Below are 21,956 nucleotides of genomic sequence, written 5' to 3' on the forward strand. Positions count from 1 at the left end.
CATATATATTCATTTGCATATGAGCTCTTGGGCTTCGTGACGCCGTTCTCCTGCCGAGAAAATGCTTGCGGGAGGCCGCCATTTTTCCCGCTTGACAAGCGCCTGCAATCAGAAACATGATTTTGCATATATCTAATCGAAGACCTCGAAACGAGGCTAGGGGAACTGACAATGGCCGAACGATCGTTTGCCAGCGAGGTCGAAGACCTCAAGCTGGGCGAAGGCGAAATCTTCCGCGGCGAGGGCATCCTCGCCATCACCAAGGCACTCCTGCAATCCGGCGTCTCCTATGTCGGCGGCTATCAGGGCTCGCCGATTTCGCATCTGATGGATGTGCTGGCGGACGCCAAGGACGTGATGGACGATCTCGGCGTCCATTTCGAAACCTCGGCGTCGGAAGCGGCGGCGGCGGCGATGCTGTCGGCGTCGGTCATGTATCCCGTGCGTGGCGCAGTGACCTGGAAATCTACCGCCGGCACCAATGTCGCCTCCGACGCGCTGTCCAACCTGTCCTCGGGCGGCGTCACTGGCGGCGCGATGATCATCATCGGCGAGGATTACGGCGAAGGCTCCTCGATCATGCAGGAGCGCAGCCATGCCTTCGCGATGAAGTCGCAGCTCTGGCTGCTGACGCCGCGTCCCAATCTGCCCTCCATCGTCGCGATGGTCGAACAGGGCTTCGAGCTTTCGGAAGCGTCGAATACGCCCGTGATGCTGCAAGTCGGCATTCGCAGCTGTCACGTGCATGGCCAGTTCGTCGCCAAGGACAACAAACGCCCGGAATTTACGCTCCGCCAGGCGCTGGAGCAGCCTGTTCGCGATGTGAGCCGCATCGTCCTGCCGCCGGCATCCTTCCTGCATGAGAAGGAGAAGCTGGAGCGGCGCTGGCCGGCTGCGGTGAATTTTATCCGCGACCGCAAGCTCAACGAATATTTCGGTCCTGAAGAGGGCGAGATCGGCATCATTCTGCAGGGCGGTCTCTACAACGGCGTGCTCAGGGCGCTGCAGCAGCTCGGCCTCGCCGATGTCTACGGCCAGTCTTCCGTGCCGCTCTATGTCATGAACGTCTCTTATCCCCTTGTCGACGAGGAAATCGTCGACTTCTGCGCCGGCAAGAAGGCTGTGCTGATGGTGGAGGAGGGCGCGCCCGAATATATCGAGCAGTCGCTCAACACGCTCCTGCGCCGGCGCGACATCCAGACCCGTATCGCCGGAAAAGATGTGCTGCCGATGGGCGGGGAATACACCGCGCCGGTGCTGGTCAAGGGGCTCAAGACCTTTATTGAAACCTATCAGCGCAATCTGCTCGGCAATCAACCGCCGATTCCTGATCCGACTCCGGTGCTCGCCGATCCGCGCGTCAAGGCGCTGGCCGAAGTCGTGCCGCCGCGACCGCCCGGCTTCTGCATCGGCTGTCCGGAGCGGCCGATTTTTGCGGCGATGAAAATGGTGGAGCAGGAACTCGGCCAGCATCACGTCTCCGGCGATATCGGCTGTCACTTGTTCTCTATCCTGCCGCCCTTCAATATCGGCGCGACCACGATGGGTTACGGCCTGTCGCCGGCCGCGGCCTCCGCCTTCAACGTCAAGGCCGACAAGCGCGTCATTTCGGTGATGGGCGATGGCGGCTTCTGGCACAATGGCCTGGCGACTTCGGTCGGCAATGCGGTGTTCAACAAGCAGGATGGCGTCATTCTCGTCGTCGACAATTTCTATTCGGCGGCCACCGGCGGGCAGGACATCCTGTCGTCGCGCGCCGACAATCCGCGGCGCAAGACCAAGAATTCCATCGTCGACGCCGTCAAGGGCATCGGCGCCACCTGGGTGCGCCAGATCGACCGCACCTATGACGTGACCAAGATGCGCGACACGCTGAAGGAGGCCCTGACCACCAAGGAGGAAGGGCCGAAGATCATCGTCGCCTCCTCGGAATGCATGCTCAACAAGCAGCGCCGCATCAAGCCTTTGTTCGCCAAGGCGGTGAAAGAGGGCAAGCGCATGGTTAAGGAGCGGTTCGGCGTCGATGAGGATGTCTGCACCGGCGATCACGCCTGCATCCGGCTATCCGGTTGTCCGTCTCTCTCGGTCAAGCATACCGACGATCCGCTCAAGGACGATCCGGTGGCGGCGATCGACAACAATTGCGTTGGCTGCGGCAATTGCGGCGAAGTGTCGGAGGCGGCCGTCCTCTGTCCCTCCTTCTATCGCGCCGACATTATCCACAATCCCACCCGCTGGGACCGTTTCGCGGCGTCCCTTCGCGCCAAGGTGATCGGCTGGCTGCAGGCCCGCCGCGCCGTCGGCCGCGTCGTCTTCGCAGATTGAGGAGAGCGTCATGAACGAACATGTGTCCATCGACACCATCCGCGCCGACCGCCTCGCCACCGACAAACCGCTCGCCATCGCCGTGCTCGCCATGGGCGGGCAGGGAGGCGGCGTGCTCGCCGACTGGATCGTCAGCATGGCCGAAGCGCAGGGCTGGATGGCCCAGACCACCTCGGTGCCGGGCGTCGCCCAACGCACCGGCGCGACGATCTATTATATCGAGATGCTGCCGGAGCGGGACGGCCGCGCGCCGATCTTCTCGCTGATGCCGACGCCTGGGGATGTCGACGTCGTCATGGCCGCCGAGCTCATGGAGGCCGGCCGTTCGGTTCTGCGCGGTCTGGTGACGCCGGATAAGACCACGCTGATCGCATCGACGCACCGCTCCTTCGCGGTCGCCGAAAAGCAGACGCCCGGGGACGGCATCGGCAATCCCGAGACTGTGGTCGAGGCGACCGATTTCGCCGCCCGCCGCACCATCGCCTTCGACATGGAAACGCTTGCCGTGCGCAACGGCAGCGTCATTTCCGCCTCGATGTTCGGCGCGCTGGCCGGCTCCGGCGCCTTGCCGTTTCCGCGAGAGGCTTTCGAGGCGACGATCCGCGCGGGCGGCAAGGGCATCGAACCCTCGCTGAAAGCCTTCGCCGCCGCCTTCGACCGGGCGCGGGACAAGCCGCGCGATCCCGTCTCAGCGAAACCGGTCAAACGACTTGATCCGCTGCCGGCCTCGGCGGGTCATGTCGACCTCGATCGCCTGCTGGCGCGAATCCGCTCGGATTTCCCGGAGACGCTGCACGCCATGCTCTATGCGGGCGTCAAGAAGCTGACCGATTTCCAGGACCCCGCCTATGCGGGCGAATATCTCGATCGGGTCGCGGCGCTCCATTCCCTCGATCGCGCCAAAGGCGGCGCGGACAAGGACTTCGCTTTTTCACAGCAGGCGGCAAAATATGTCGCCGTCGCCATGGCCTATGACGATGTGATCCGGGTCGCTGATCTCAAGGTTCGTCAGTCTCGGTTCGAACGGGTGCGGAAGGAGGTCGGCGCCAAGGACGACCAGATCATCTATATGACGGAATATATGCATCCGCGCATGGAGGAAGTCTGCGGCACGCTGCCGAAGGGGCTGGGCCTGTGGATCGAAAACAGGCCTAAACTGTTCGCCTTTCTCGATCGCCGGATCAACAAGGGGCGCCGGGTGAAAACGGCGACGCTTTTCTGGTTCCTGGGGCTCTACCTGGTCTCGTCGTTGCGCTCGCGCCGTCGCGGGACGCTGCGCCATGCCCGCGAAATGGAGCACATGACCGCCTGGCTGAAGACGGCGACCGAACTTCTGACGGTGAATTACGATCTCGCGACGGAAGTTCTCGCGACGCGTCGCCTGGTGAAGGGCTATTCCGACACCCATTCGCGCGGCCTGTCGAAATTCGATCGTGTGCTCTCCGCCCTGCCGATGTTGCGCCTTCGCCAAGACGGCGCCGACTGGTTGCGGCGTCTCAAGCAGGCGGCGCTTCTCGATGAAGGCGGAATTGCTTTGGATGGCGCGCTCAAGACGGTGGCAAGCCTTTGAAGACCACGATCGCGGACGAGACGCTGTTCCCGTTCGCATTCGCCTGAGACGTTTCGTTTCCCCGCGGTCGGTTTTGCCGACGTTTGCCGGTCTTCCTTGCGAAAGGAGGACCGGTTTTGTTTGTGCGGGATAGGGTTTCTTCACAATCCGCGTTCCTGAAATATCAAGGAAACATTCGAGGAGTATCGATAAAACAAATGCATATCAGTGGATTTCGCCGATTTCTGAATCTTGTAGACACGTATTTGGTCATCTGATATATCAGACTCATCACTTGATGGCGGCGCCGCCGCCCCAACGCAGGAGACCACAATGACGGCGAATGTTTTCAGCGGCTGCATGCCCGCACTCATGACTCCCTGCAATCCGGACCGCACGCCGAACTTTGATCAGCTCGTCCGCAAGGGACAGGAGCTCATCGCAGCCGGCATGTCCGCCGTCGTCTATTGCGGCTCCATGGGCGACTGGCCGCTGCTCACCGATGAACAGCGCCAGAAAGGCGTGAGCCGTCTGGTCGAGGCCGGCGTGCCGGTGATCGTCGGCACGGGCGCGATCAACACCAAGTCCGCCGTCAGCCATGCCGCGCATGCCGCCAAGGTCGGCGCCAAGGGTTTGATGGTCATCCCGCGCGTCCTGTCGCGCGGCACCTCGGTTTCGGCCCAGCGCGATCATTTCTCGGCCATTCTCTCGGCCGCCAAAGATCTGCCGGCGGTCATCTACAACAGCCCCTATTACGGCTTCGCCACCCGCGCCGACCTGTTCTTCGACCTGCGTTCGAAGTTCTCCAATCTCGTCGGCTTCAAGGAATTCGGCGGCAAGAAGGACATGACTTACGCGGCTGAAAACATCACCTCGGGCGATGACGCGCTGACGCTGATGGTCGGCGTCGATACCGGCGTCTATCACGGCTTCGTCAATTGCGGCGCCGGCGGCGCCATCACCGGCATCGGCAATGCGCTTCCGAAGGAAGTGCTGCATCTGGTGTCGCTCTGCGAAAAGGCCGCCAAGGGCGACGCTGCCGCCCGCCGCGAGGCGCTCGAACTCGAAGAAGCGTTGACGGTGCTTTCGACCTATGACGAAGGTCCGGATCTCGTCCTGCACTACAAGCATCTGATGGTGCTGAACGGCGATACTGAATACACGCTGCATTTCAACGAAACCGACAAGCTCAGCGCTTCGCAGCAGCGTCATCTCGAAAACCAGTACGCCCTGTTCAAGGCTTGGTACGCGGCCCGCTACGCCTGACAGGAATAAACGATTGCTCCTAAACGCCTCGCGCCTGAATGGCGTGGGGCGTTTTTTGCTTTTCCGGATCGCTCTGTCAGATATCGTTCTGCCTGATATTGCGCAGGATACGGTGCAGCACCCCGATGAAGGTCTTGTATTCCTCTTCCTCGATGCCGTCGAACATCCTGAGGAAGTCGTCATACATGGTCGGCCAGATCTTTTCAAAAGCCGCGCGGCCGTCTTCCGTAATCGTCACGTCGCGGATACGCATATCGTCTGGGCGCGGCTGGCGGCGGATGAAGCCTTGTTCTTCGAGCGAATCCAGCGTCCGGCTCATCGTCGACTGTTCTGTGACGGCGAAGACCGACAATTCGTTGATGGTCACCGATGGCGTGATCGACAGGATGGCGAGCGCCCGCATTTTTGCAGTGGTGATGTCGAGCGCCTTGAGGTCATCGGCCAGATTGGCGTTCCAGCGCGCGATCACCCTGTTCATGAGATAGGGGGCGAAATTGTTGAGCCCGATTTCTCCCATGGTCGGGCGCTTGTTCTCCGGGCCTTCGACCGGGCGGAACACGGCGCCAGAAAATCGATCCGTCATGCAACCTTCCTGTTCATTTCAGCGATGAGGCCAGCAGGAAGCCGGAGCCGCCGCCAAGGCCGGGTCCGGGATGCGTCGATGCGCCGATGTGATAAAGCCCGGGAACATGGGTGCGGTGGTTAACCGAGGACTTGAAGGGACGCCAGAGGAAAAACTGATCGACGCCGCAAAAGCCGCCATAGGGATCGCCGCCGACGAGGTTCATATTCATGCCTTCGAGATCGCTCGGCGCATAGGCGCGACGGGCCAGCACATTCTCTGACCAGCCGTCGATATGGCTTTCGAGAATGCGCTCGACGCGATCGGCGAAGCGTTCCCGCAACTCTTCCGTCCAGCGACCGTCGGCGGGAATCGGCAGTTCCGCTGCGGCGTCGCCTTTGATGTAGCGCGGCGTCTCAGGCAGTTGCAGCCACAGGATCGACTTGCCTTCGGGCGCGCGGCTGGGATCGAGCGCCGTGGGCTGGCCGACGCAGATGGTCGGCACGGCGGGCAACAACCCGCGCTCGCATTCATTGGCGGCGCGGGAGACGCCGTCGAGACCCGGGGTCAGATGCAGCAGCGCCACCTGACCGAGTTCGCCGCCTGCCTTCCAGCGCGGCGGAGATTTCAGCGCATAATGGATCTGCATATTGCCCTTGCCGTAGCGATAGGTCTTCAGCCCCTCGCCAACTTCGACCGGACGCGGCTTCGTCGATGACTTCAGCAGCCGGTCGTAAAGCTGGGTTGGCGTCACCGAGGCGATCACGCCGCTCCTCGCCTGAAGCATTTCACCGCTGGCGAGGCGGACGCCGTTTGCGCGGCCGCTGGCGTCTTCGGTCACGACATCGACATCGGCATGTGTGCGGATCTCGCCGCCCTGATCCGTGATCAGCTTTTCGAACGCCTTCAGCAGATTGTCGGCGCCGCCCTTGACGATCGGGCAGCCGGCCAGCTCGATGGCGAAGCCGATCACCTTCAGCATCTCGCCGGAATAGGCGCTTTCGGGGTTCAGGCCGCAATGCAGAACCCAGGGCGCGAACAGAGCCTGCAGTTCCTCGGAGCGATAGGTGGTTTCAAGATGAGATCTGCCGCTGACCAGGGCTTCGCCGAACCAGGCCGCCAGGCCGCGCGGGCCGCGCCGCCAGGCTTCCTTCAGCACGGTTTTCAACACGCTGCCCGACCAGAGCGCGCCGCCGAGCAGCGAAAACAGGAAAGGCGCGTCGGCGCCGAGCCTGTCCATCTCACGCGAAAATGCTTGTCCGTCGCCCTCAGCGAAGGCGTCGAAGGCGGCAACGTTTCGTTTGCGATCCATCGACAGGATGGCGTGGCGGCCATCCGGCATCAGCACGCCGGTGGGCAGAGGCGAATGAGCGAATTCGAGCCCGCGCGCTTCGAGTTCCTTGCCGAGAGCGCCATAGGCGGGCGAGGTCAGGAACAGCACCATGGTCGTCGCCATCACGTCATGGCGGAAGCCCGGCTCGGTGATTTCCTCGGTGCGCAGGCAACCGCCGATGCGGTCATTGCGCTCGAGCACGAGAACTTTCTTGCCCTTTTTGCCGAGAAGCGCGGCTGTGATCAGCGCATTGATGCCGCTGCCGACGACGATATAGTCATGGATGCTCATGGCGCCCGCCCTGCCTTGTTTTTCTGCCTCGTGCATCGAAAAAGCCGGCGAAAATCTCCGCCGGCTTTTCGATGCTTACTTGCTGATCAGCGCCAGCGCGCGGATCGGCGAGCCCGTGCCCTTGACAAATTTCAGCGGCGCGGCGATCAGGATCGCGCCCTTGGCGGGCAGTTTGTCGAGATGGCAGAGGCTGGCGAGACCGTAACGGCCGGCCTTGTGCATAAGGTTATGGGCGGGGAAGGGCGGGTTCATGCCGCCGGCGGAGCCGGCGTCGGTGCCGATGGTTTCCTGGCCCCACCCCATGATGTTCTTGGAAACGAGATATTCGATCGCCTCTGCAGTCGGGCCCGGAGAATGCGGGCCGTTTTCGTCGGCGTTCAGGAAGGTTTCGGTCGAGCCGTTGCGCTTGTACCAGTCGGTGCGCATCACCACCCAGCTGTTGGCTTCGATCTCGCCATGCTCGGCTTCCCATGCCTTGATGCTGTCGACGGTCAGCAGGTAATCCGGGTTTTCCACGGCTTCCTTCGAACGGTCGATGACGTTGACCGGGCCGACGAAAGCCTGCGGCGGAATGGTGTCGGTGGTGTTGCCCGGCAGGTCCTTGCCGGTGATCCAGTGCGAGGGGGCGTCGAAATGGGTGCCGGTATGCTCGCCGAGCTCCAGCCAGTTCCAGGCCCAGAAGGGACCGTTCTCGTCGTACTGCGAGATTTCATGCACCTTGACGCTCGGCGTGTTCTTGCCGAACTGCGGCGGGAGATACAGCACCGGCGTATTGGGACCGAGCGGCGCGGTGAGGTCCACGACCTCGATGGAACCGGAAAGAAGCGCTTTCGCGACATCGGCGATAATGGTGGCTGACATGATCTGTTCCCTCTTTGGCAGGGTCTCGCTGCGGCCGGTTGCAAGCGCCGCAGCTGCCCCATGACCGCGACGCTAAGTCAGCAAATATGAAAATGCAAGTATCGGTCCGGCTTCCGCAGAAGCTGGAGTTCGTCCGGAAGCCTAATCATAAGTCGCTGAATATACTTATTAAAACCGCACTTTTCTCCCTGGTGCAAAAACCTTTAGACTTCAAATAATTTTTGCTTGCCGCTTCGTCTTCAAGATGTATGCATATGAAGCTATCGATAAAAATCGGGGAACGGACAATGAATTACGACGCCGTGGTCATCGGCGCTGGCCATAACGGGCTGGCGGCCGCCGTGGAACTGGCTTCGCGCGGCTGGAAGGTCGCCGTCGTCGAAGCGAAGGAGGAGGCCGGCGGCGCGGTGAAGACGCGAGAGGTCACGCTTGCCGGCTTCCGGCACGATCTCTGCGCCATGAACCTGTCGATGTTCGCAGGCTCCGCTTTCTTCAACAAGAACAAGGACGCGCTCTTCGCTCATGGCCTCGGCTTCGCGCCGGCCGGCGATTGTTTCGCCAGCGTGTTTCGCGATGGAACCTGGCTCGGCGTCAGTTCCGATCTCGAAACGACCGCGGGCCGCATTGCCGCCTTCTCTGCCCGCGACGCCGCCGCCTGGCGGACGATGTTCACGGAATTCGGCGCCGACGCTCCCCACATCTTCGGGCTTCTGGGGTCGCCGATGCCGTCTTTCGCTGCCGCCAAGGTGGCGTGGAAGGCCTGGCGCGCGAGAGGAACCGCCTGGCTCTATGAAACGGTCAAGCTGCTCCTGTCGTCGCCGCGCGATTTTCTCGACGCCCGTTTTGAAAATCCCAAGGTCAAGGCGATGATGGCGGCCTGGGGCCTGCATCTCGATTTCTCTCCCGATGTCGCGGGCGGCGCGCTGTTTCCCTATCTCGAAAGCATGGCCAACCAGGCCTTCGGCATGGTGATCGGCCAGGGCGGCGCCGATACGATCATCAAGGCGATGTCCGGTCTCCTGAAAGCTAAGGGCGGTGAGATCATCCTCGGCGCGCCTGTTGCCTCGGTGGAGACGTCGGCGGGCGCTGCGACCGGCGTGCGGCTTGCGGACGGACGCGTTCTGACTGCAACAAAGGCAGTGATCGCCAACGCCCATCCGCAACTCGTCTTCGGCAATCTCCTGAAACCCGAACCATCCCGCGCCGAGTTCGACGGCAAGATCGCCAAGTTCCGCGCCGGGCCGGGTACGATGATGATCCATCTGGCGCTCGACGGCCTGCCGGACTGGGCGGCGGGAGAGGCGCTGAAGCGCTTCGCCTATGTGCATCTGGCGCCCGATCTCGAAATGATGTCGCGTGTTTATGCGGAAGCGGTCGATGGTCTCTTGCCGGCCGAACCCGCTTTGGTGGTCGGCCAGCCGACGGCCATCGATCCCAGTCGCGCGCCTGAGGGCAAGCATGTGCTCTGGGTGCAGGTGCGCGTGCTGCCGGCGGATATCCGTGGCGATGCTGCAGGGGAAATCGACGGGAAAGACTGGGACGCGATCAAGGAGATCTATGCAGACCGCGTGATTGCGCTTCTGGAGCGCTACGCGCCCGGGCTCAAGAGCAAAATCCTGGGTCGCTCGGTCTTCTCGCCGGTCGATCTCGAACGGGAAAACCCCAATCTCATCGGCGGGGACAATCTGTCGGGCTCACATCACCTCGATCAGAACTTCCTCTTCCGCCCGGTTGCGGGCTATTCGCGCTACAAGACGCCGGTCAAGAACCTTTATCTTTGCGGCGCATCGACCTGGCCCGGCGCCGGGACGGGGGCGGGGTCCGGCTTCATGCTGGCCTCGATGTTGGCGGGCAAGTGACTTTCCACCGGCAAACATTGAAAACCGCGCGATTTCCGGGCATGAAGCGGGATCGACTGAGGCGAGCGGCATAGGGACAGGCGCGTGACGGCGGAACACCATAGCGGGATCGAGACGGCGGAGAGCGCCAAGCAGGAGTTGCGGGTCTGGCTGAGAATGCTGTCGACCACCAAACTGGTGACCCAGGAGATCCGTCGCCGGCTGCGCGCCGAGTTCGGGGCGACCCTACCGCAATTCGATCTTCTGGCGCAGCTCTATCGCGAACCCGAAGGTTTGCGGCTCGGGGAAATCTCCAAACGCACCATGGTCACCAACGGCAATATCACCGGTCTCGTCGAGCGGCTCGAGGCCGATGGGCTTCTCGTTCGGGAAACGCCCGGCGACGACCGCCGCGTCACGGTCGCGCGGCTGACCGAGCAGGGTCGGAAGACCTTTGCCGAGATGGCGCGGGTGCACGAGACCTGGCTCGGCGAAATGATGGCGGATGTCGACAAGGACGTCTTTCCGGCGCTCAATCACAGCATCGACCAGTTGCAGGCTTCCGTCCGCAACCATCTTTCGGGCACGGATTAGAGTGTGAAGGCGGCGCCGATCAGGGCTATTGGCTCGCCATCTGCTCCTGCCGACGCCTGTGGCGCGAAAAGAAGCGGTCGAGTTCCGATTGGCTGGCCGTCGCGCCGCCGAAGATCGTCACATATTCCGGAATCCGCAGAAACCTAGTTTCCAGATCCTCGCGCGTCTGCATCGAGATATAGCCGATCTGAACGAGATAAAGCGTCCGCGCATGCACATCCGCCGCGACGGGATCGAAGCCATGGCGCTGAAACATGCGGCAAAGCGCATCCAGCCGCGTCTGGTCGGCGGATTGCACCTCTTTCAAGATGTCTTCTGATTGCAAGGACCAACTGCGGATGGCGAATTCGAATTGGGAATCGAACAGCTTGGTGTCGAGCCAGCAGTCGAACACGTTCAACACGGCCTCGGCGATCGTTTCGGAATAAGCGTCCGTTTGTTTGACCAGATTGCCGGTATTCTTGTCCCGCCAGCGGGCGACGAGCGCAGCCAGCAGTTCTTCCCGATCTTTGAAGAACCAGTAGAAGCTGGTTCGGGACAGGTTGAGGCTCTTGGCGAGCGGCAGGATCTTCACCGCGTCGACGCCGCCTTCGAGCAAGGCCTCATAGGCGGCTTCGAGCCACCCGTCGATTGATCCGCGCCAGCCGCTGTCCGTCGAAGTCTGCACCATGAATGATTCCCAGCAATCCCTCTTTCTTACGACGCCTTGTCTGAGATTTCGACATTCAAGCTGAGAATTCGCCGAAGACCTATTTTCCCTTAGAGAGAAGCATATCCGGGATCGGACGCGACGGCGATCGCCGCCGCGTCCTGTTGGTCGCTAGAGATAGGCTGCGGCTAGCCCGCCGTCGATCGGCAGATTGATCCCCGCGACCCAACGGGCGTCGTCGGAGCAGAGGAAGAGCACGGGGCCGGCGATCTCGTCGGCGAGCGCGGGGCGCTTCATCTTGCCTGCGTCAGCCTCGACGCGATCCTGGCCGAGCATCGCCACGAAATCGCCGAGGATCGGCGTGAAGACCGGGCCGGGCGCGACGGAATTCATGCGAATGTCTCGCTCCAGAAACAGTTGGTGACCGCGCATCATGGTCCAGACGATCAGCGCTTCCTTGAAATACTGGTAGCAGGTTTCCTGGGGCGCCGGATTGGCCGCGAGCCAGGCTTGCCCTTCGGCGAAACTATTAGTCTTCGCCAGCGTCCGGTGAATATCCACGCGCTTCGGCCATTCCGCCCCGAGGATCGAGGCGAAGTTGACGATCGCCGCGCCTTTCGGCATGCGGTCGAGCAAAGCCTCGGTCAGATGTCGGAGGCCGAGATAGTTCACGCGTGCCACGAGGTCCTTGTCGGTCGTGCCAGGCACGCCCGCGGCGTTGACGACCGCATGGATCTTGTCGGGGAACAAGAGCAGTGCGGCGTCGATCGCTTCGGTGGAGCCGAGGTCGAGCTTGATGAATCCGTCGAGCGTCAACATGGCGTCGTTGCGGTCGACGCCGATCACCGTCGCGCCATGGAAGCGCGCGAGACGGGCGACTTCGCCGCCGATGCCGGAGGAGACGCCGGTGATGACGATGGTTTTTCCTGCGAGGGTCATGATGGATCTTCCTATAATCGTGGAATGACGGGCCTGCCCGCATATCCGGGCAGGGCGGCTGAAGAGGGGTGAAGACCTAGCGCCTCAGAACGGGTAGGGCGTCGCTTGCGGCTTGATCGACACCCATTGCCACTGGGTGAATTCCTCGATGTCGGCGGGGCCGCCGACACGCGTGCCATTGCCCGATTTGCCGCGACCGCCGAAGGGCGCATAGGGTCCGCCGTTCACCGTCTGGTCGTTGATGTGCAATTGGCCGACATTGAGTTGACCGCCCAGCGCCATGGCGCGACCGAGATTGGAAGAAATGACGCCAGCGGCCAGGCCGTAATCCGAGCTATTGGCCAGCTCCACGGCTTCGTCGTCGGTTTTGAACGTGGCGATGCAGGCGACGGGACCGAAGATTTCCTCCTCGAAGGCCAGCATGCCGGGTTTCACGCCGGAAAGAACGGTGGCGGCATAGAAGCGACCGTCATGGGTTCCGCCGGCGAGGAGTTTGGCGCCCTTCGCCACGGCGTCGTCGACGACCGCCTGGATCGTCTGGACCTGTCCGTCGGAGATGATCGGCCCCAGCGCAACCTGGTGGGTGGAGGGGTCGCCTGCCGGCAGATGCTGCGCCTTTGCGACCAGACGATCCGTGAACCCGGCTTCAATCTTCTCGTCGACGAGAATAAGGCCCGTGGCCATGCAGATCTGGCCTTGATGCAGGAAGGCGCCCCAGGCGGCGTTCGAAGCGGTGATGTCCAGATCGGCGTCGTCGAGAATGACGAGCGCGTTCTTGCCGCCGAGTTCGAGTTGCACACGCTTGAGGTGACGACCGCAGACCTCGCCGACTTTGGCGCCGCCGCGCGCCGAACCGGTAAACGACACCATGGCGATATTGGGATCGCTGCAGATCGCTTCGCCGGCTTCGGCGCCGCCCGGCAGGATATGCAGCACGCCTTCGGGCAGGCCAGCTTCCTCGAAAATGCGGGCGATGATGACCCCGCCCGAGATCGGCGTGCGCGGATCGGGCTTGTGAACGACCGTGTTGCCCAGCGCGATGGCGGCGGCGATGGAGCGGACGGACAAAACGAGCGGGAAATTGAACGGCGAGATGACGCCGACAACGCCATGCGGCACGCGACGCGCATAGTTGGTCCGATCGTCCATGCCTGGCAGGAACATGCCCATGGGCTGAGTGGCGAGCGTGGCGGCATGGCGGATGAAGAGCGCGCCATGTTCGATCTCGATCATCGCTTTGGGGTGGATCGAACCGGTTTCCCGCATGATCCAGCCCGCAAGTTCCGCGCCGTTCTGTTCGAGCAGATCTGCAGCGTGGTTGAAAATGCGGGCGCGTTCCGCCGGCAGGGTTTTGGCCCAGCTCTTCTGGGCGGCCCGCGCCAGCTCTGCCGCGCGCGCCACGTCGCTCTTGCCGCAGCAGCCCACGGAGGCGACTGAATTGCCGTTGGCGGGATCAGTGACGGCGATCGCGCCTTCGGAACTTTCACGCCAGCCGGAGCTATAGGCGCGACCGGTCCAGCGAGCAGCATCAATAAAATTGGGGGAATGAATGTTCATGGTTGGGGCCTCCTGTCCCAGGGATTTGGGAGGTGCAGGCATGGCTTCGCCGACGTGAGAAAGGCTGTCGCCAGCCGCTCACAGGTCGCGTTTTTCCGTGCAGTCCTCCAGCCGCCTCCTCATGCGGCCTGTTCCCGTTATCGCAAGCAGCGTGCCAGTCTATGCTGCAGCCGCCGAATCTTTTGTCTCAATCCGCATTCTGCATTGGAAAGACAGGTGTTTTGGGGGGAATCCGCAATTCAACTCAAATACTGAAACGCTTGCAAAATTCATCAAATAGTGAATGAGTAGAGAAAAATTCATAATTTGGGGAACCTGAATGGCCGATCTCGATCCGCCGCTGCTTGTGACTTTGGCCGAAGTGACGCGCGCCGCCGGCGGATTGTCGAAGGGCGCTTTCAGCGAACTTGCCAGCGGCGCCTCTCCGACGCTTGCAGAATTGAGCGAAGCGCTGCGCTTTGCTCTGGGCGACGGCCGCATCTGGCTCAACGATCAGCGCATGGTTCTGATGCAGAGCCAGGTGCTCGGACGTCTGAGGCAGGAGATCATCGACGCCTTCGGCATCGAGGTCGCCAAGGGCATCTTCATGCGGGTGGGCTACATGCAGGGCGTACGGGATGCGGAACTGATCGAGAAGCGATTTCCGAACAAGGACCTGACTCATGCGCTCGCGGCGGGGCCGCGCGTCCATACGCTGGAGGGTTTCGTCAAAGTCGAGACGAAGCAGTTCGAGTTCGACAGCGAGAAAGGCCGGTATTTCGGCGAGTTCTACTGGCGCGATTCATCCGAGGCGGCCGAGCATCTCGCCCATCATGGTCTGGCGAGCGAGCCGGTGTGCTGGATGCAGACCGGTTATCCCAGCGGCTACACCAGCACATTGTTCGGCCGTCCCGTGATTTTCCGCGAAATCGAATGTAGCGCCATGGGCGCGGAACGGTGCTATGTGGTCGGCCAGAATGCCGAGGAGTGGGGAGAGGATGCTCCGGAGCGCGCCTATCTCGGGCTGGAATGGCCGCGGCGTCAGCGGACGCAGAGGCGCGGAGCCGCGCAGCCGGTGCGGCAATCCGATGGTCCTGACGCCATCGGCGCGGGCGTGGACGCCGTGGTCGGTCTGTCGGCCAGTTTCCTGCGCGCGCGACTGATGGTTGAGAAGGTTGCGGACACCGAAGCGACCGTGCTTCTGGTCGGGGAATCCGGGGTCGGCAAAGAGTTGTTCTCGCAGCAACTGCATCGCTTGAGCCGCCGAGCGACAGGCCCCTGCGTGGCGCTGAATTGCGCCGCCATTCCCGAGACGCTGGTGGAGTCGGAATTGTTCGGTGTTGAGAAGGGCGCCTTCACCGGCGCAACGGCCTCCCGCCCCGGCTATTTCGAGCGGGCCAGCGGCGGCACGCTGTTTCTCGACGAGATTGCATCCCTGGCCTATGCGGCGCAAGGAAAACTGCTTCGCGCCCTGCAGGAGAGGACTATCGAGAGGGTCGGCGGATCCCGAACCGTGCCTGTCGATGTCAGGGTCATCGCTGCATCCAATGTCGACCTGGCCGAGGAGGTCAGGGCCGGGAGATTTCGCCAGGACCTTTACTACCGGCTCTGCGTGTTTCCGATCGCGATTCCACCGCTCCGGGAGAGACGGGACGACATCCCGCTGCTGGTCGATCATTTCTTGCGACGATTTTCCGAGCAGCATCGACGCCAGGTCGTCGGGCTCACGCGGCGGGCGATGGACGCGCTGCTCGCCTACGCCTTTCCCGGTAATATTCGAGAATTGCAGAACCTCATCGAGCGTGGCGTGATCTTCGCCGACCCGGGCGGCTGGATCGATACGCCGCATCTTTTCACCGCCGGCGAGAGCGTGATGCCTTTTCAGCCCTCGTTGACGCCCGATGGTCGGCTGACTCTCTCCGGATTTGCTGGAGGCGCCCCTTCAGGCGAGATGCGAACGGCCGATGATCTCAGTTCGGCGGCTGTCGATCTTTATCGGAGCGCCCTCGAGCGAAGCGACGGAAACGTGTCTGCCGCGGCGCGGGCTTTGGGCCTGTCCCGCGCAAAGTTGGAATATCGGTTGCGAAAACATGGCCTGATCTGAGTTGTATACACTAAAGCGAGATTGGCCGGGAATACTCTACGAAATGTGTCGAATTCAGAGGCCATATTGACATTCTGTATACATTGCGGTTTTCTGACCTCGATAGAGGAGGAGCTGTCATGTCCAAACCCACTTTCCCGCTCAATGCGTGGTACGCGGCCGCCTATGATGTCGAATTGAAGCGCGCCTTGCTGCCGCGCACGATCTGCAACAAGCCCGTCGTGCTCTATCGCAAGGAAGACGGTTCGCCCGTCGCGCTCGCCGACGCCTGTTGGCACAGGCTGGTGCCGCTGTCGCTCGGGCGGCTGGAGGGCGACAATGTGATCTGCGGCTATCACGGGCTGGAGTTCGACGATACCGGCCGCTGCGTCTACATGCCGTCGCAAGACACCATCAACCCCTCGGCCTGCGTGAAATCCTACCCGATCGCCGAGAAGCATAGGTTTATCTGGATCTGGCCCGGCGATCCCGCGCTTGCCGATCCCGCGCTCATTCCGGACATGCATTGGAACAAGGATCCCGCCTGGGCGGCCGACGGCAAATTGATCGAGGTGAAATGCGACTACAGGCTGGTGGTCGATAATCTCATGGATCTCACGCACGAGACCTTCGTGCATGGTTCGTCGATCGGCAATCGCGCCGTGGCCGAAGCGCCGTTCGAGGCCAGCCATTCCGATCGCTTCGCCTATATCACCCGCTGGATGGAGAATGTCGATCCGCCGCCCTTCTGGCGCAAACAATATGGGCGGCCCGGCAAGGTCGATCGCTGGCAGATCATCCGTTTCGAGGCGCCATGCACCGTCACCATCGATGTCGGCGTGGCGGAAACGGGAACAGGCGCGCCGCAGGGCGACCGGTCCAAGGGCGTCAACGGCTATGTGCTCAACACGATCACGCCGTCCACCGACAAGACCTGTCTTTATTTCTGGGCCTTCGCCCGCAACTACGACCTCGGCAATCAGGCGCGGACGCATGAGTTGCGCGAGGGCGTCGCCGGCGTTTTCCGTGAAGACGAAGTGGTTCTGGAAGCCCAGCAGGCGGCCATCGACGCCAATCCCGATCACCAGTTCTACAATCTCAACATCGATGCGGGGTCGATGTGGGCGCGGAAGCTGATCGACCGGATGATCGAGCGCGAAGCTCCCGCCTTCTCGCCCCGCGTCGTCGCCGCGGAGTAGGGCATGTCGGATCAAGCCCCGAGGCAACAGACCGCTAAGGCCCTGATCGGGCTGCGCGATCTCGTCTTGACCGGGCAGGTCGAGCCCGGCGAACGATTGTCGGAGGTCGCGCTCGCCGAACGGCTGAACGTGTCGCGCACGCCGTTGCGCGCCGCGCTTCAGCGGCTCGAACAGGAAGGCCTGATCACGCCGAACCCCTCCGGCGGCTATGCCGTGCGCTCCTTCAGCCGGCAGGACGTGGTGGATTCGATCGAGTTGCGCGGCGTTCTCGAAGGAACCGCGGCGCGGCTTGCGGCCGAGCGGGGCGCAACGCCAACCGCCATCGCCGCGATCAGCGGCATCGTCGGCGAGTTGGACATCGTCATGCAGAGCGAACCGCATTCGATGAGTTTCGAGCGCTATGAGGCCCTGAACGGCGAGTTTCACCGTCTGCTCTGGGATCTCGCCGGCAGCGATGTGCTGAGACGCGAGATCGAGCGGATGACAAGCCTGCCTTTCGCCAGTCCGAATGCGTTCGTGACCAATAAAGTCGACGCGCCCGCATTCTATCGGACGCTGGTCGTCGCGCAGGCTCAGCACAAGGCGATCGTGTCTGCCATTCGTCTGCGGGAAGGCGCGCGCGCCGAGGCTTTGGCGCGAGAACATGCGCGTCTGGCCCGACAGAATCTGGATTTCGTGCTGGAGGAGCAGCCCGAACTTCGTCGAAAGGTGCCCGCGCTCGCGCTGATGTCGGGCTGAAGCCACGGGTTTTATGGGAGGAAGACAATGCGTTCCAAACTGGAATGGCGCGCCGCGCGCGTCGTCGCCATCAACTACCCGGCGGAGGATGTGCGGGCTGTGACCTTTGCCGTCGAAGGTCTCCGTTCGGCCTTCGATCCCGGCTCGCACACCAATATCAAGGTGCTGATCCGGGGAGAAGCCGCAGTCCGGACCTATACCGTTCTGCCCAGCGCGCCGGGAGAACTCAGGATTGCGGTGAAATTGCATCCGAACAGCCGTGGCGGCTCGGCTTATATCTGGTCCCTCGCCATCGGCGACGAGACGGAGATGACCGAGCCGGAGAACAGGTTCGAACTATCCTGGCGTGCATCCCGCTATTTGCTGGTCGCTGGCGGCATCGGCATCACCCCAATTTACGGCATGGCGAGGGCGCTGGCCGCGCGCAATCAGCAGATCCGGCTGATCTATGGCGCGAAAGGCCTGACGCAAATGGCCTTTGCCTCGGAGTTGCGCGATCTCCTGGGTGACCGTCTCGAAACCTTTGTGCAGGATGCGGGCGAGCAATTCGATCTCGCCGCCGAATTCGCCGCGTTGCCGCCCGATGGCGAGGCCTATATCTGCGGTCCGCACGGACTTCTGGAGGCGGCGCGGACGATCTGGCGGGAAAGCGGGCGCTCCATGAGCCGGCTGCGGTTCGAAGTCTTCGGAGACAGCGGCCGGTTCGTAGAACAGGCCTTTTCCGTCAGTGTTCCGGCCTATGACCGCACAGTCGCTGTGCGGCCGGATCAGACCATGCTGGATGCGCTGATCGAGGCCGGGATCGATATGATCTATGACTGTCGGCGCGGCGAATGCGGTCTCTGCGCCGTCGACGTCCTCGACGCCTCCACCGTGATCGATCACCGCGACGTCTTTTTCTCGGCGCATGAACGACATGACAGTGCGAAAATGTGCGCCTGCGTCTCGCGCGCTGCGGGCGGCGCGATCACGATCGGCACGGGCTATCAGCCAGAAGGGGCATGAATGGCGGTCAATGAAATCCGAAGCGGCTGTCAGTGAAGACAGCCGCGATCGGGCCGACGAACAGTGTCAAATGTACACTGATGTCTTCATAATTGACTGTTGTGTACATTTCTGGCTAGATTGCGGTCAAAGCCCAAATGGAGCCGCGCCATGTCGAACGATCCCCTGCTGCAACCCTTCCCGCTCAAGCATCTCACGCTCAGAAACCGCATCATCGTGACGTCGCATGAACCGGCCTATCCGGAGGACGGGATGCCGAAGGAGCGTTACCGCGCCTATACGGTTGAGCGCGCCCGCGGCGGCGTCGCGCTGACGATGACGGCGGGATCGGCCGCGGTGTCAAAGGACAGTCCGCCGGTGTTCAACAATCTGCTTGCCTATAAGGACGAGATCGTGCCCTGGGTGCGTGAGATGACGGACGCCGTGCATGAGGCGGGCGCGGCCATCATGATCCAGCTCACCCATCTCGGGCGCCGCACGCGTTGGGACAAGGGCGATTGGCTGCCGGTGGTGGCGCCGTCGCATCTGCGCGAACCGGCCCATCGCGCCTATCCCAAGAAAATCGAGGATTGGGATATCGAGCGCATCATCAAGGATTTCGCCGACGCCGCCGAGCGCATGCAGGCGGGCGGCATGGACGGGGTCGAACTCGAAGCCTACGGCCACCTGATCGACCAGTTCGCCTCGCCGATCACCAACGATCTGGACAGTCCCTATGGCGGCTCGCTCGAAAACCGCATGAAGTTCTGTCTCGATGTGTTTGCCGCCATTCGAAAACGCGTCGGGGACAAGTTCATTCTCGGCGTGCGCTACACTGCCGACGAGCAGCTGAAGGGCGGCACCGGCAAGGCCGAGGGCCTGGAAATTTCCCGCCGCCTGCGCGACAGCGGCCTGATCGATTACCTCAACGTGGTGCGCGGCCATATCGACACCGATCCCGGTCTGACCGACCTCATCCCGATCCAGGGCATGGCCAATTCGCCGCATCTCGATTTCGCCGGCGAGATCCGCGCCGCCACGAATTTCCCGACCTTCCACGCCGCCAAGATCCCGGATGTGGCCACAGCCCGCCACGCCATCGCCGCCGGCAAGGTCGACATGGTCGGCATGACCCGCGCGCATATGACCGATCCGCATATCGTGCGTAAAATCCTGGAAAAGCGGGAAGACGATATCCGCCCCTGCGTCGGCGCCAATTACTGTCTCGACCGCATCTATCAGGGCGGGGCCGCCTATTGCATCCACAATGCTGCGACCGGCCGCGAACTGACCATGCCGCATGCTATTCCCAAAGCCGAAGCAAAACGCAAGGTGGTGATCATCGGCGCTGGGCCCGCCGGTCTTGAAGCAGCGCGTGTCGCAGGCGAACGGGGCCATGAGGTTGTGGTGTTCGAGGCGGCCAGCGAAGCGGGAGGGCAGATCCGCCTCACGGCGCAAAGCCCGCGCCGTCGCGAGATGATGAGCATCATTGCCTGGCGACTGGCGCAATGCGAGAAACTCGGCGTCACCATCCGCTACAATACCTGGGCGGAGGCCGATACTGTGCAGGGCGAGAACCCCGACGTGGTGATCATCGCCACCGGCGGCCTTCCGCACACCGAAGTCCTTTCCGATGGCAACGAGCTCGTCGTGTCGTCCTGGGATATCATCTCGGGCGATGTGAAACCCGGCGCCAATGTGCTTGTTTTCGACGACGCGGGCGATCACGCCGCGTTGCAGGCGGCGGAAATCCTCGCCAATTCCGGCGCCAAGGTCGAGATCATGACGCCGGACAGGTCATTTTCACCCGAGGTCATGGCCATGAATCTCGTGCCCTATATGCGCTCGCTGCAGAACAAGGAGGTCACCTTCACCGTGACCTATCGGCTGGAGTCCGTCGAGCGTCAGGGCAATGGCCTCGCCGCTCACGTCGGCAGCGACTACGGCGGCGTCTCCAAGACGCGCCTGGTCGATCAGGTCGTGGTCAACAACGGCACTATCCCGCTCGATGATCTCTATTTCGAACTGAAGCCGCTTTCGGTGAATGGCGGCGAGGTGGGTTATGACGAACTGATTGACGGCTTGCCACAAACTGTTTCGCGCAATCCCGACGGGCGTTTCCAGCTGTTCCGGATCGGCGACGCCGTATCGGCGCGCAACACCCATGCGGCGATCTACGATGCTCTGCGGCTGGTGAAAAACATCTGATGGGCCCGGGCGTGTCGCAAGGAGGCATGAGGCCTGCGACCGATCGGTGTCTCATCCGCTCATGACAAACGCCCGCCTCCCAGACGAATTCGCAACGTCTTCGCAAACGGGTCCCATTGCGGCTTACGGCCTGATCGGACTCGAAATCGCCATGCTGCTCTCCTGGAGCGCCGGCTTCATCGGCACGCGCTTCGCCAGCGATCATGCGCCGATCTCGCTCATCCTGTTGTGGCGCAGCCTGATGTCCGGCGTGCTGCTCCTTCCCATCGCCTTGTATTTCGGACCAAAAATCCGTCTTCGCGACGCGGTGGAGCAGGCGGTGATCGGCGCCTTCGCCATGGCCGGCTATCTCGCCGGTTTCGGCCTGGCGATCGGGCTCGGCGTGCCCACTGCGCTCGTCGCGCTGATCACCGACATGCTGCCGCTCGCAGTGGCCATTCTGTCATGGCCGCTCCTCGGGCAGTCGCTGAGCAGCAAACAATGGCTCGGCACAGCCCTCGGCATGAGCGGCGTCGTGCTGGCTTCGGCCGAGTCTCTCTCATTCGGTTCGGTCGAGATTTGGGCCTATCTGCTGCCTGGCGCCGGAACGTTGGCGCTGGCTGCATCCACGCTTCTGCAACGCCGCTTCCAGTCGCGGGATATGCCGGTTTATCAAAGCCTCTGCATTCAATGCCTCGCCGCCGCCGCCGCTTTCTCGATCTTCGCTTATCATGACGGCGGGGTTGCTCCGGTTCTGGAGCCGGAATTTATCGGCGGCGTGCTCTGGCTCGTCGTGGTCGCCACTTTCGGCGCCTGGACGCTCTACTATGTCGCGCTAAAGAAATCCTCGCCGGCGCGGGTTACCGCGGTTCTCTACGCCAGCCCGCCCGTGACGATGATCTGGGCCTGGGCGATGTTCGGCGAGCCGATGTCCTGGATGATGGCGGCGGGTCTGATCGTTTCCCTCCTCGGCATCGTCATCGTCGCCCGGGGGTGACGGGCTTCGGAAAAAGCCTGTCTCG

17 protein-coding genes are annotated in these 21,956 nt (G+C 62.3%); 11 read left to right on the forward strand and 6 right to left on the reverse strand.

What is annotated here, in order from left to right; translation table 11 throughout:
* Positions 1 to 171: 171 nt before the first annotated feature.
* The 3 genes from E8Q41_RS07920 to E8Q41_RS07930 all read left to right on the forward strand — a co-directional run bounded on the left by E8Q41_RS07920 (position 172) and on the right by E8Q41_RS07930 (position 5,140).
* Positions 172 to 2,325, forward strand: coding sequence for an indolepyruvate ferredoxin oxidoreductase subunit alpha (locus E8Q41_RS07920; RefSeq protein WP_137154986.1), 2,154 nt, complete (start codon positions 172 to 174; stop codon positions 2,323 to 2,325).
* A gap of 10 nt (positions 2,326 to 2,335) precedes the next feature.
* Positions 2,336 to 3,895: an indolepyruvate oxidoreductase subunit beta family protein gene (locus tag E8Q41_RS07925; protein ID WP_137154987.1), complete on the forward strand. Its 1,560-nt coding sequence runs from the start codon at positions 2,336 to 2,338 to the stop codon at positions 3,893 to 3,895.
* A gap of 312 nt (positions 3,896 to 4,207) precedes the next feature.
* Positions 4,208 to 5,140: a dihydrodipicolinate synthase family protein gene (locus E8Q41_RS07930; protein ID WP_137154988.1), complete on the forward strand. Its 933-nt coding sequence runs from the start codon at positions 4,208 to 4,210 to the stop codon at positions 5,138 to 5,140.
* 76 nt (positions 5,141 to 5,216) lie between these two features.
* Here E8Q41_RS07930 and E8Q41_RS07935 read toward each other — a convergent pair whose 3' ends face one another.
* The 3 genes from E8Q41_RS07935 to E8Q41_RS07945 form a co-directional block, all read right to left on the reverse strand.
* Positions 5,217 to 5,723: a MarR family transcriptional regulator gene (locus tag E8Q41_RS07935; RefSeq protein ID WP_137154989.1), complete on the reverse strand. Its 507-nt coding sequence runs from the start codon at positions 5,721 to 5,723 to the stop codon at positions 5,217 to 5,219.
* A gap of 13 nt (positions 5,724 to 5,736) precedes the next feature.
* Positions 5,737 to 7,326, reverse strand: coding sequence for an NAD(P)/FAD-dependent oxidoreductase (locus E8Q41_RS07940; RefSeq protein WP_137154990.1), 1,590 nt, complete (start codon positions 7,324 to 7,326; stop codon positions 5,737 to 5,739).
* Between the two features lie 75 nt (positions 7,327 to 7,401).
* Positions 7,402 to 8,187, reverse strand: a complete 786-nt coding sequence (locus tag E8Q41_RS07945; protein WP_137154991.1) for a cyclase family protein — start codon at positions 8,185 to 8,187, stop codon at positions 7,402 to 7,404.
* A gap of 287 nt (positions 8,188 to 8,474) precedes the next feature.
* Between E8Q41_RS07945 and E8Q41_RS07950 the strand changes: the two genes are divergently transcribed.
* Positions 8,475 to 10,046 carry an NAD(P)/FAD-dependent oxidoreductase gene (locus E8Q41_RS07950; RefSeq protein ID WP_137154992.1) on the forward strand — a complete coding sequence of 524 codons (1,572 nt, stop codon included), beginning with the start codon at positions 8,475 to 8,477 and terminating at the stop codon, positions 10,044 to 10,046.
* A gap of 84 nt (positions 10,047 to 10,130) precedes the next feature.
* A complete protein-coding gene (locus E8Q41_RS07955; protein ID WP_246660120.1) occupies positions 10,131 to 10,619 on the forward strand; it encodes a MarR family transcriptional regulator in 489 nt (162 codons plus the stop codon).
* Between the two features lie 25 nt (positions 10,620 to 10,644).
* Here E8Q41_RS07955 and E8Q41_RS07960 read toward each other — a convergent pair whose 3' ends face one another.
* The 3 genes from E8Q41_RS07960 to E8Q41_RS07970 form a co-directional block, all read right to left on the reverse strand.
* Positions 10,645 to 11,289 carry a TetR/AcrR family transcriptional regulator gene (locus E8Q41_RS07960; protein ID WP_137154993.1) on the reverse strand — a complete coding sequence of 215 codons (645 nt, stop codon included), beginning with the start codon at positions 11,287 to 11,289 and terminating at the stop codon, positions 10,645 to 10,647.
* 150 nt (positions 11,290 to 11,439) lie between these two features.
* The gene (locus E8Q41_RS07965) at positions 11,440 to 12,207 is read right to left on the reverse strand and encodes a coniferyl-alcohol dehydrogenase (RefSeq protein WP_137154994.1); all 768 of its coding nucleotides are present in this window, start codon (positions 12,205 to 12,207) and stop codon (positions 11,440 to 11,442) included.
* An 84-nt stretch (positions 12,208 to 12,291) separates the two neighbouring features.
* Positions 12,292 to 13,764, reverse strand: a complete 1,473-nt coding sequence (locus E8Q41_RS07970) for a benzaldehyde dehydrogenase (protein WP_137154995.1) — start codon at positions 13,762 to 13,764, stop codon at positions 12,292 to 12,294.
* Positions 13,765 to 14,083: 319 nt separating this feature from the next.
* Between E8Q41_RS07970 and E8Q41_RS07975 the strand changes: the two genes are divergently transcribed.
* From E8Q41_RS07975 to E8Q41_RS08000, 6 genes are all read left to right on the forward strand, one after another.
* Entirely contained in the window at positions 14,084 to 15,847 is a 1,764-nt protein-coding gene (locus E8Q41_RS07975; RefSeq protein ID WP_137154996.1) for a sigma-54-dependent Fis family transcriptional regulator, read from the forward strand.
* A gap of 119 nt (positions 15,848 to 15,966) precedes the next feature.
* Positions 15,967 to 17,025: an aromatic ring-hydroxylating dioxygenase subunit alpha gene (locus tag E8Q41_RS07980; protein WP_137154997.1), complete on the forward strand. Its 1,059-nt coding sequence runs from the start codon at positions 15,967 to 15,969 to the stop codon at positions 17,023 to 17,025.
* A gap of 3 nt (positions 17,026 to 17,028) precedes the next feature.
* The gene (locus E8Q41_RS07985; RefSeq protein WP_137154998.1) at positions 17,029 to 17,763 is read left to right on the forward strand and encodes a GntR family transcriptional regulator; all 735 of its coding nucleotides are present in this window, start codon (positions 17,029 to 17,031) and stop codon (positions 17,761 to 17,763) included.
* Positions 17,764 to 17,790: 27 nt separating this feature from the next.
* Positions 17,791 to 18,768, forward strand: coding sequence for a PDR/VanB family oxidoreductase (locus tag E8Q41_RS07990; protein WP_137154999.1), 978 nt, complete (start codon positions 17,791 to 17,793; stop codon positions 18,766 to 18,768).
* Between the two features lie 150 nt (positions 18,769 to 18,918).
* On the forward strand, positions 18,919 to 20,955 hold the full coding sequence (locus E8Q41_RS07995; protein ID WP_137155000.1) for an NADH:flavin oxidoreductase: 2,037 nt from the start codon (positions 18,919 to 18,921) through the stop codon (positions 20,953 to 20,955).
* A gap of 61 nt (positions 20,956 to 21,016) precedes the next feature.
* The gene (locus E8Q41_RS08000) at positions 21,017 to 21,931 is read left to right on the forward strand and encodes a DMT family transporter (protein WP_137155001.1); all 915 of its coding nucleotides are present in this window, start codon (positions 21,017 to 21,019) and stop codon (positions 21,929 to 21,931) included.
* Positions 21,932 to 21,956: the final 25 nt, after the last annotated feature.

It is taken from the genome of Rhizobium sp. FKL33, assembly GCF_005222915.1.
Lineage (GTDB): Bacteria > Pseudomonadota > Alphaproteobacteria > Rhizobiales > Rhizobiaceae > Rhizobium_E.

Bases quoted from the DNA above. Each gene is read 5' to 3' on its own strand.
- E8Q41_RS07920 (WP_137154986.1), top strand. From the start codon at position 172: ATGGCCGAACGATCGTTTGCCAGCGAGGTCGAAGACCTCAAGCTGGGC.
- E8Q41_RS07925 (WP_137154987.1), top strand. From the start codon at position 2,336: ATGAACGAACATGTGTCCATCGACACCATCCGCGCCGACCGCCTCGCC.
- E8Q41_RS07930 (WP_137154988.1), top strand. From the start codon at position 4,208: ATGACGGCGAATGTTTTCAGCGGCTGCATGCCCGCACTCATGACTCCC.
- E8Q41_RS07935 (WP_137154989.1), bottom strand. From the start codon at position 5,723: ATGACGGATCGATTTTCTGGCGCCGTGTTCCGCCCGGTCGAAGGCCCG.
- E8Q41_RS07940 (WP_137154990.1), bottom strand. From the start codon at position 7,326: ATGAGCATCCATGACTATATCGTCGTCGGCAGCGGCATCAATGCGCTG.
- E8Q41_RS07945 (WP_137154991.1), bottom strand. From the start codon at position 8,187: ATGTCAGCCACCATTATCGCCGATGTCGCGAAAGCGCTTCTTTCCGGT.
- E8Q41_RS07950 (WP_137154992.1), top strand. From the start codon at position 8,475: ATGAATTACGACGCCGTGGTCATCGGCGCTGGCCATAACGGGCTGGCG.
- E8Q41_RS07960 (WP_137154993.1), bottom strand. From the start codon at position 11,289: ATGGTGCAGACTTCGACGGACAGCGGCTGGCGCGGATCAATCGACGGG.
- E8Q41_RS07965 (WP_137154994.1), bottom strand. From the start codon at position 12,207: ATGACCCTCGCAGGAAAAACCATCGTCATCACCGGCGTCTCCTCCGGC.
- E8Q41_RS07970 (WP_137154995.1), bottom strand. From the start codon at position 13,764: ATGAACATTCATTCCCCCAATTTTATTGATGCTGCTCGCTGGACCGGT.
- E8Q41_RS07975 (WP_137154996.1), top strand. From the start codon at position 14,084: ATGGCCGATCTCGATCCGCCGCTGCTTGTGACTTTGGCCGAAGTGACG.
- E8Q41_RS07980 (WP_137154997.1), top strand. From the start codon at position 15,967: ATGTCCAAACCCACTTTCCCGCTCAATGCGTGGTACGCGGCCGCCTAT.
- E8Q41_RS07985 (WP_137154998.1), top strand. From the start codon at position 17,029: ATGTCGGATCAAGCCCCGAGGCAACAGACCGCTAAGGCCCTGATCGGG.
- E8Q41_RS07990 (WP_137154999.1), top strand. From the start codon at position 17,791: ATGCGTTCCAAACTGGAATGGCGCGCCGCGCGCGTCGTCGCCATCAAC.
- E8Q41_RS07995 (WP_137155000.1), top strand. From the start codon at position 18,919: ATGTCGAACGATCCCCTGCTGCAACCCTTCCCGCTCAAGCATCTCACG.
- E8Q41_RS08000 (WP_137155001.1), top strand. From the start codon at position 21,017: ATGACAAACGCCCGCCTCCCAGACGAATTCGCAACGTCTTCGCAAACG.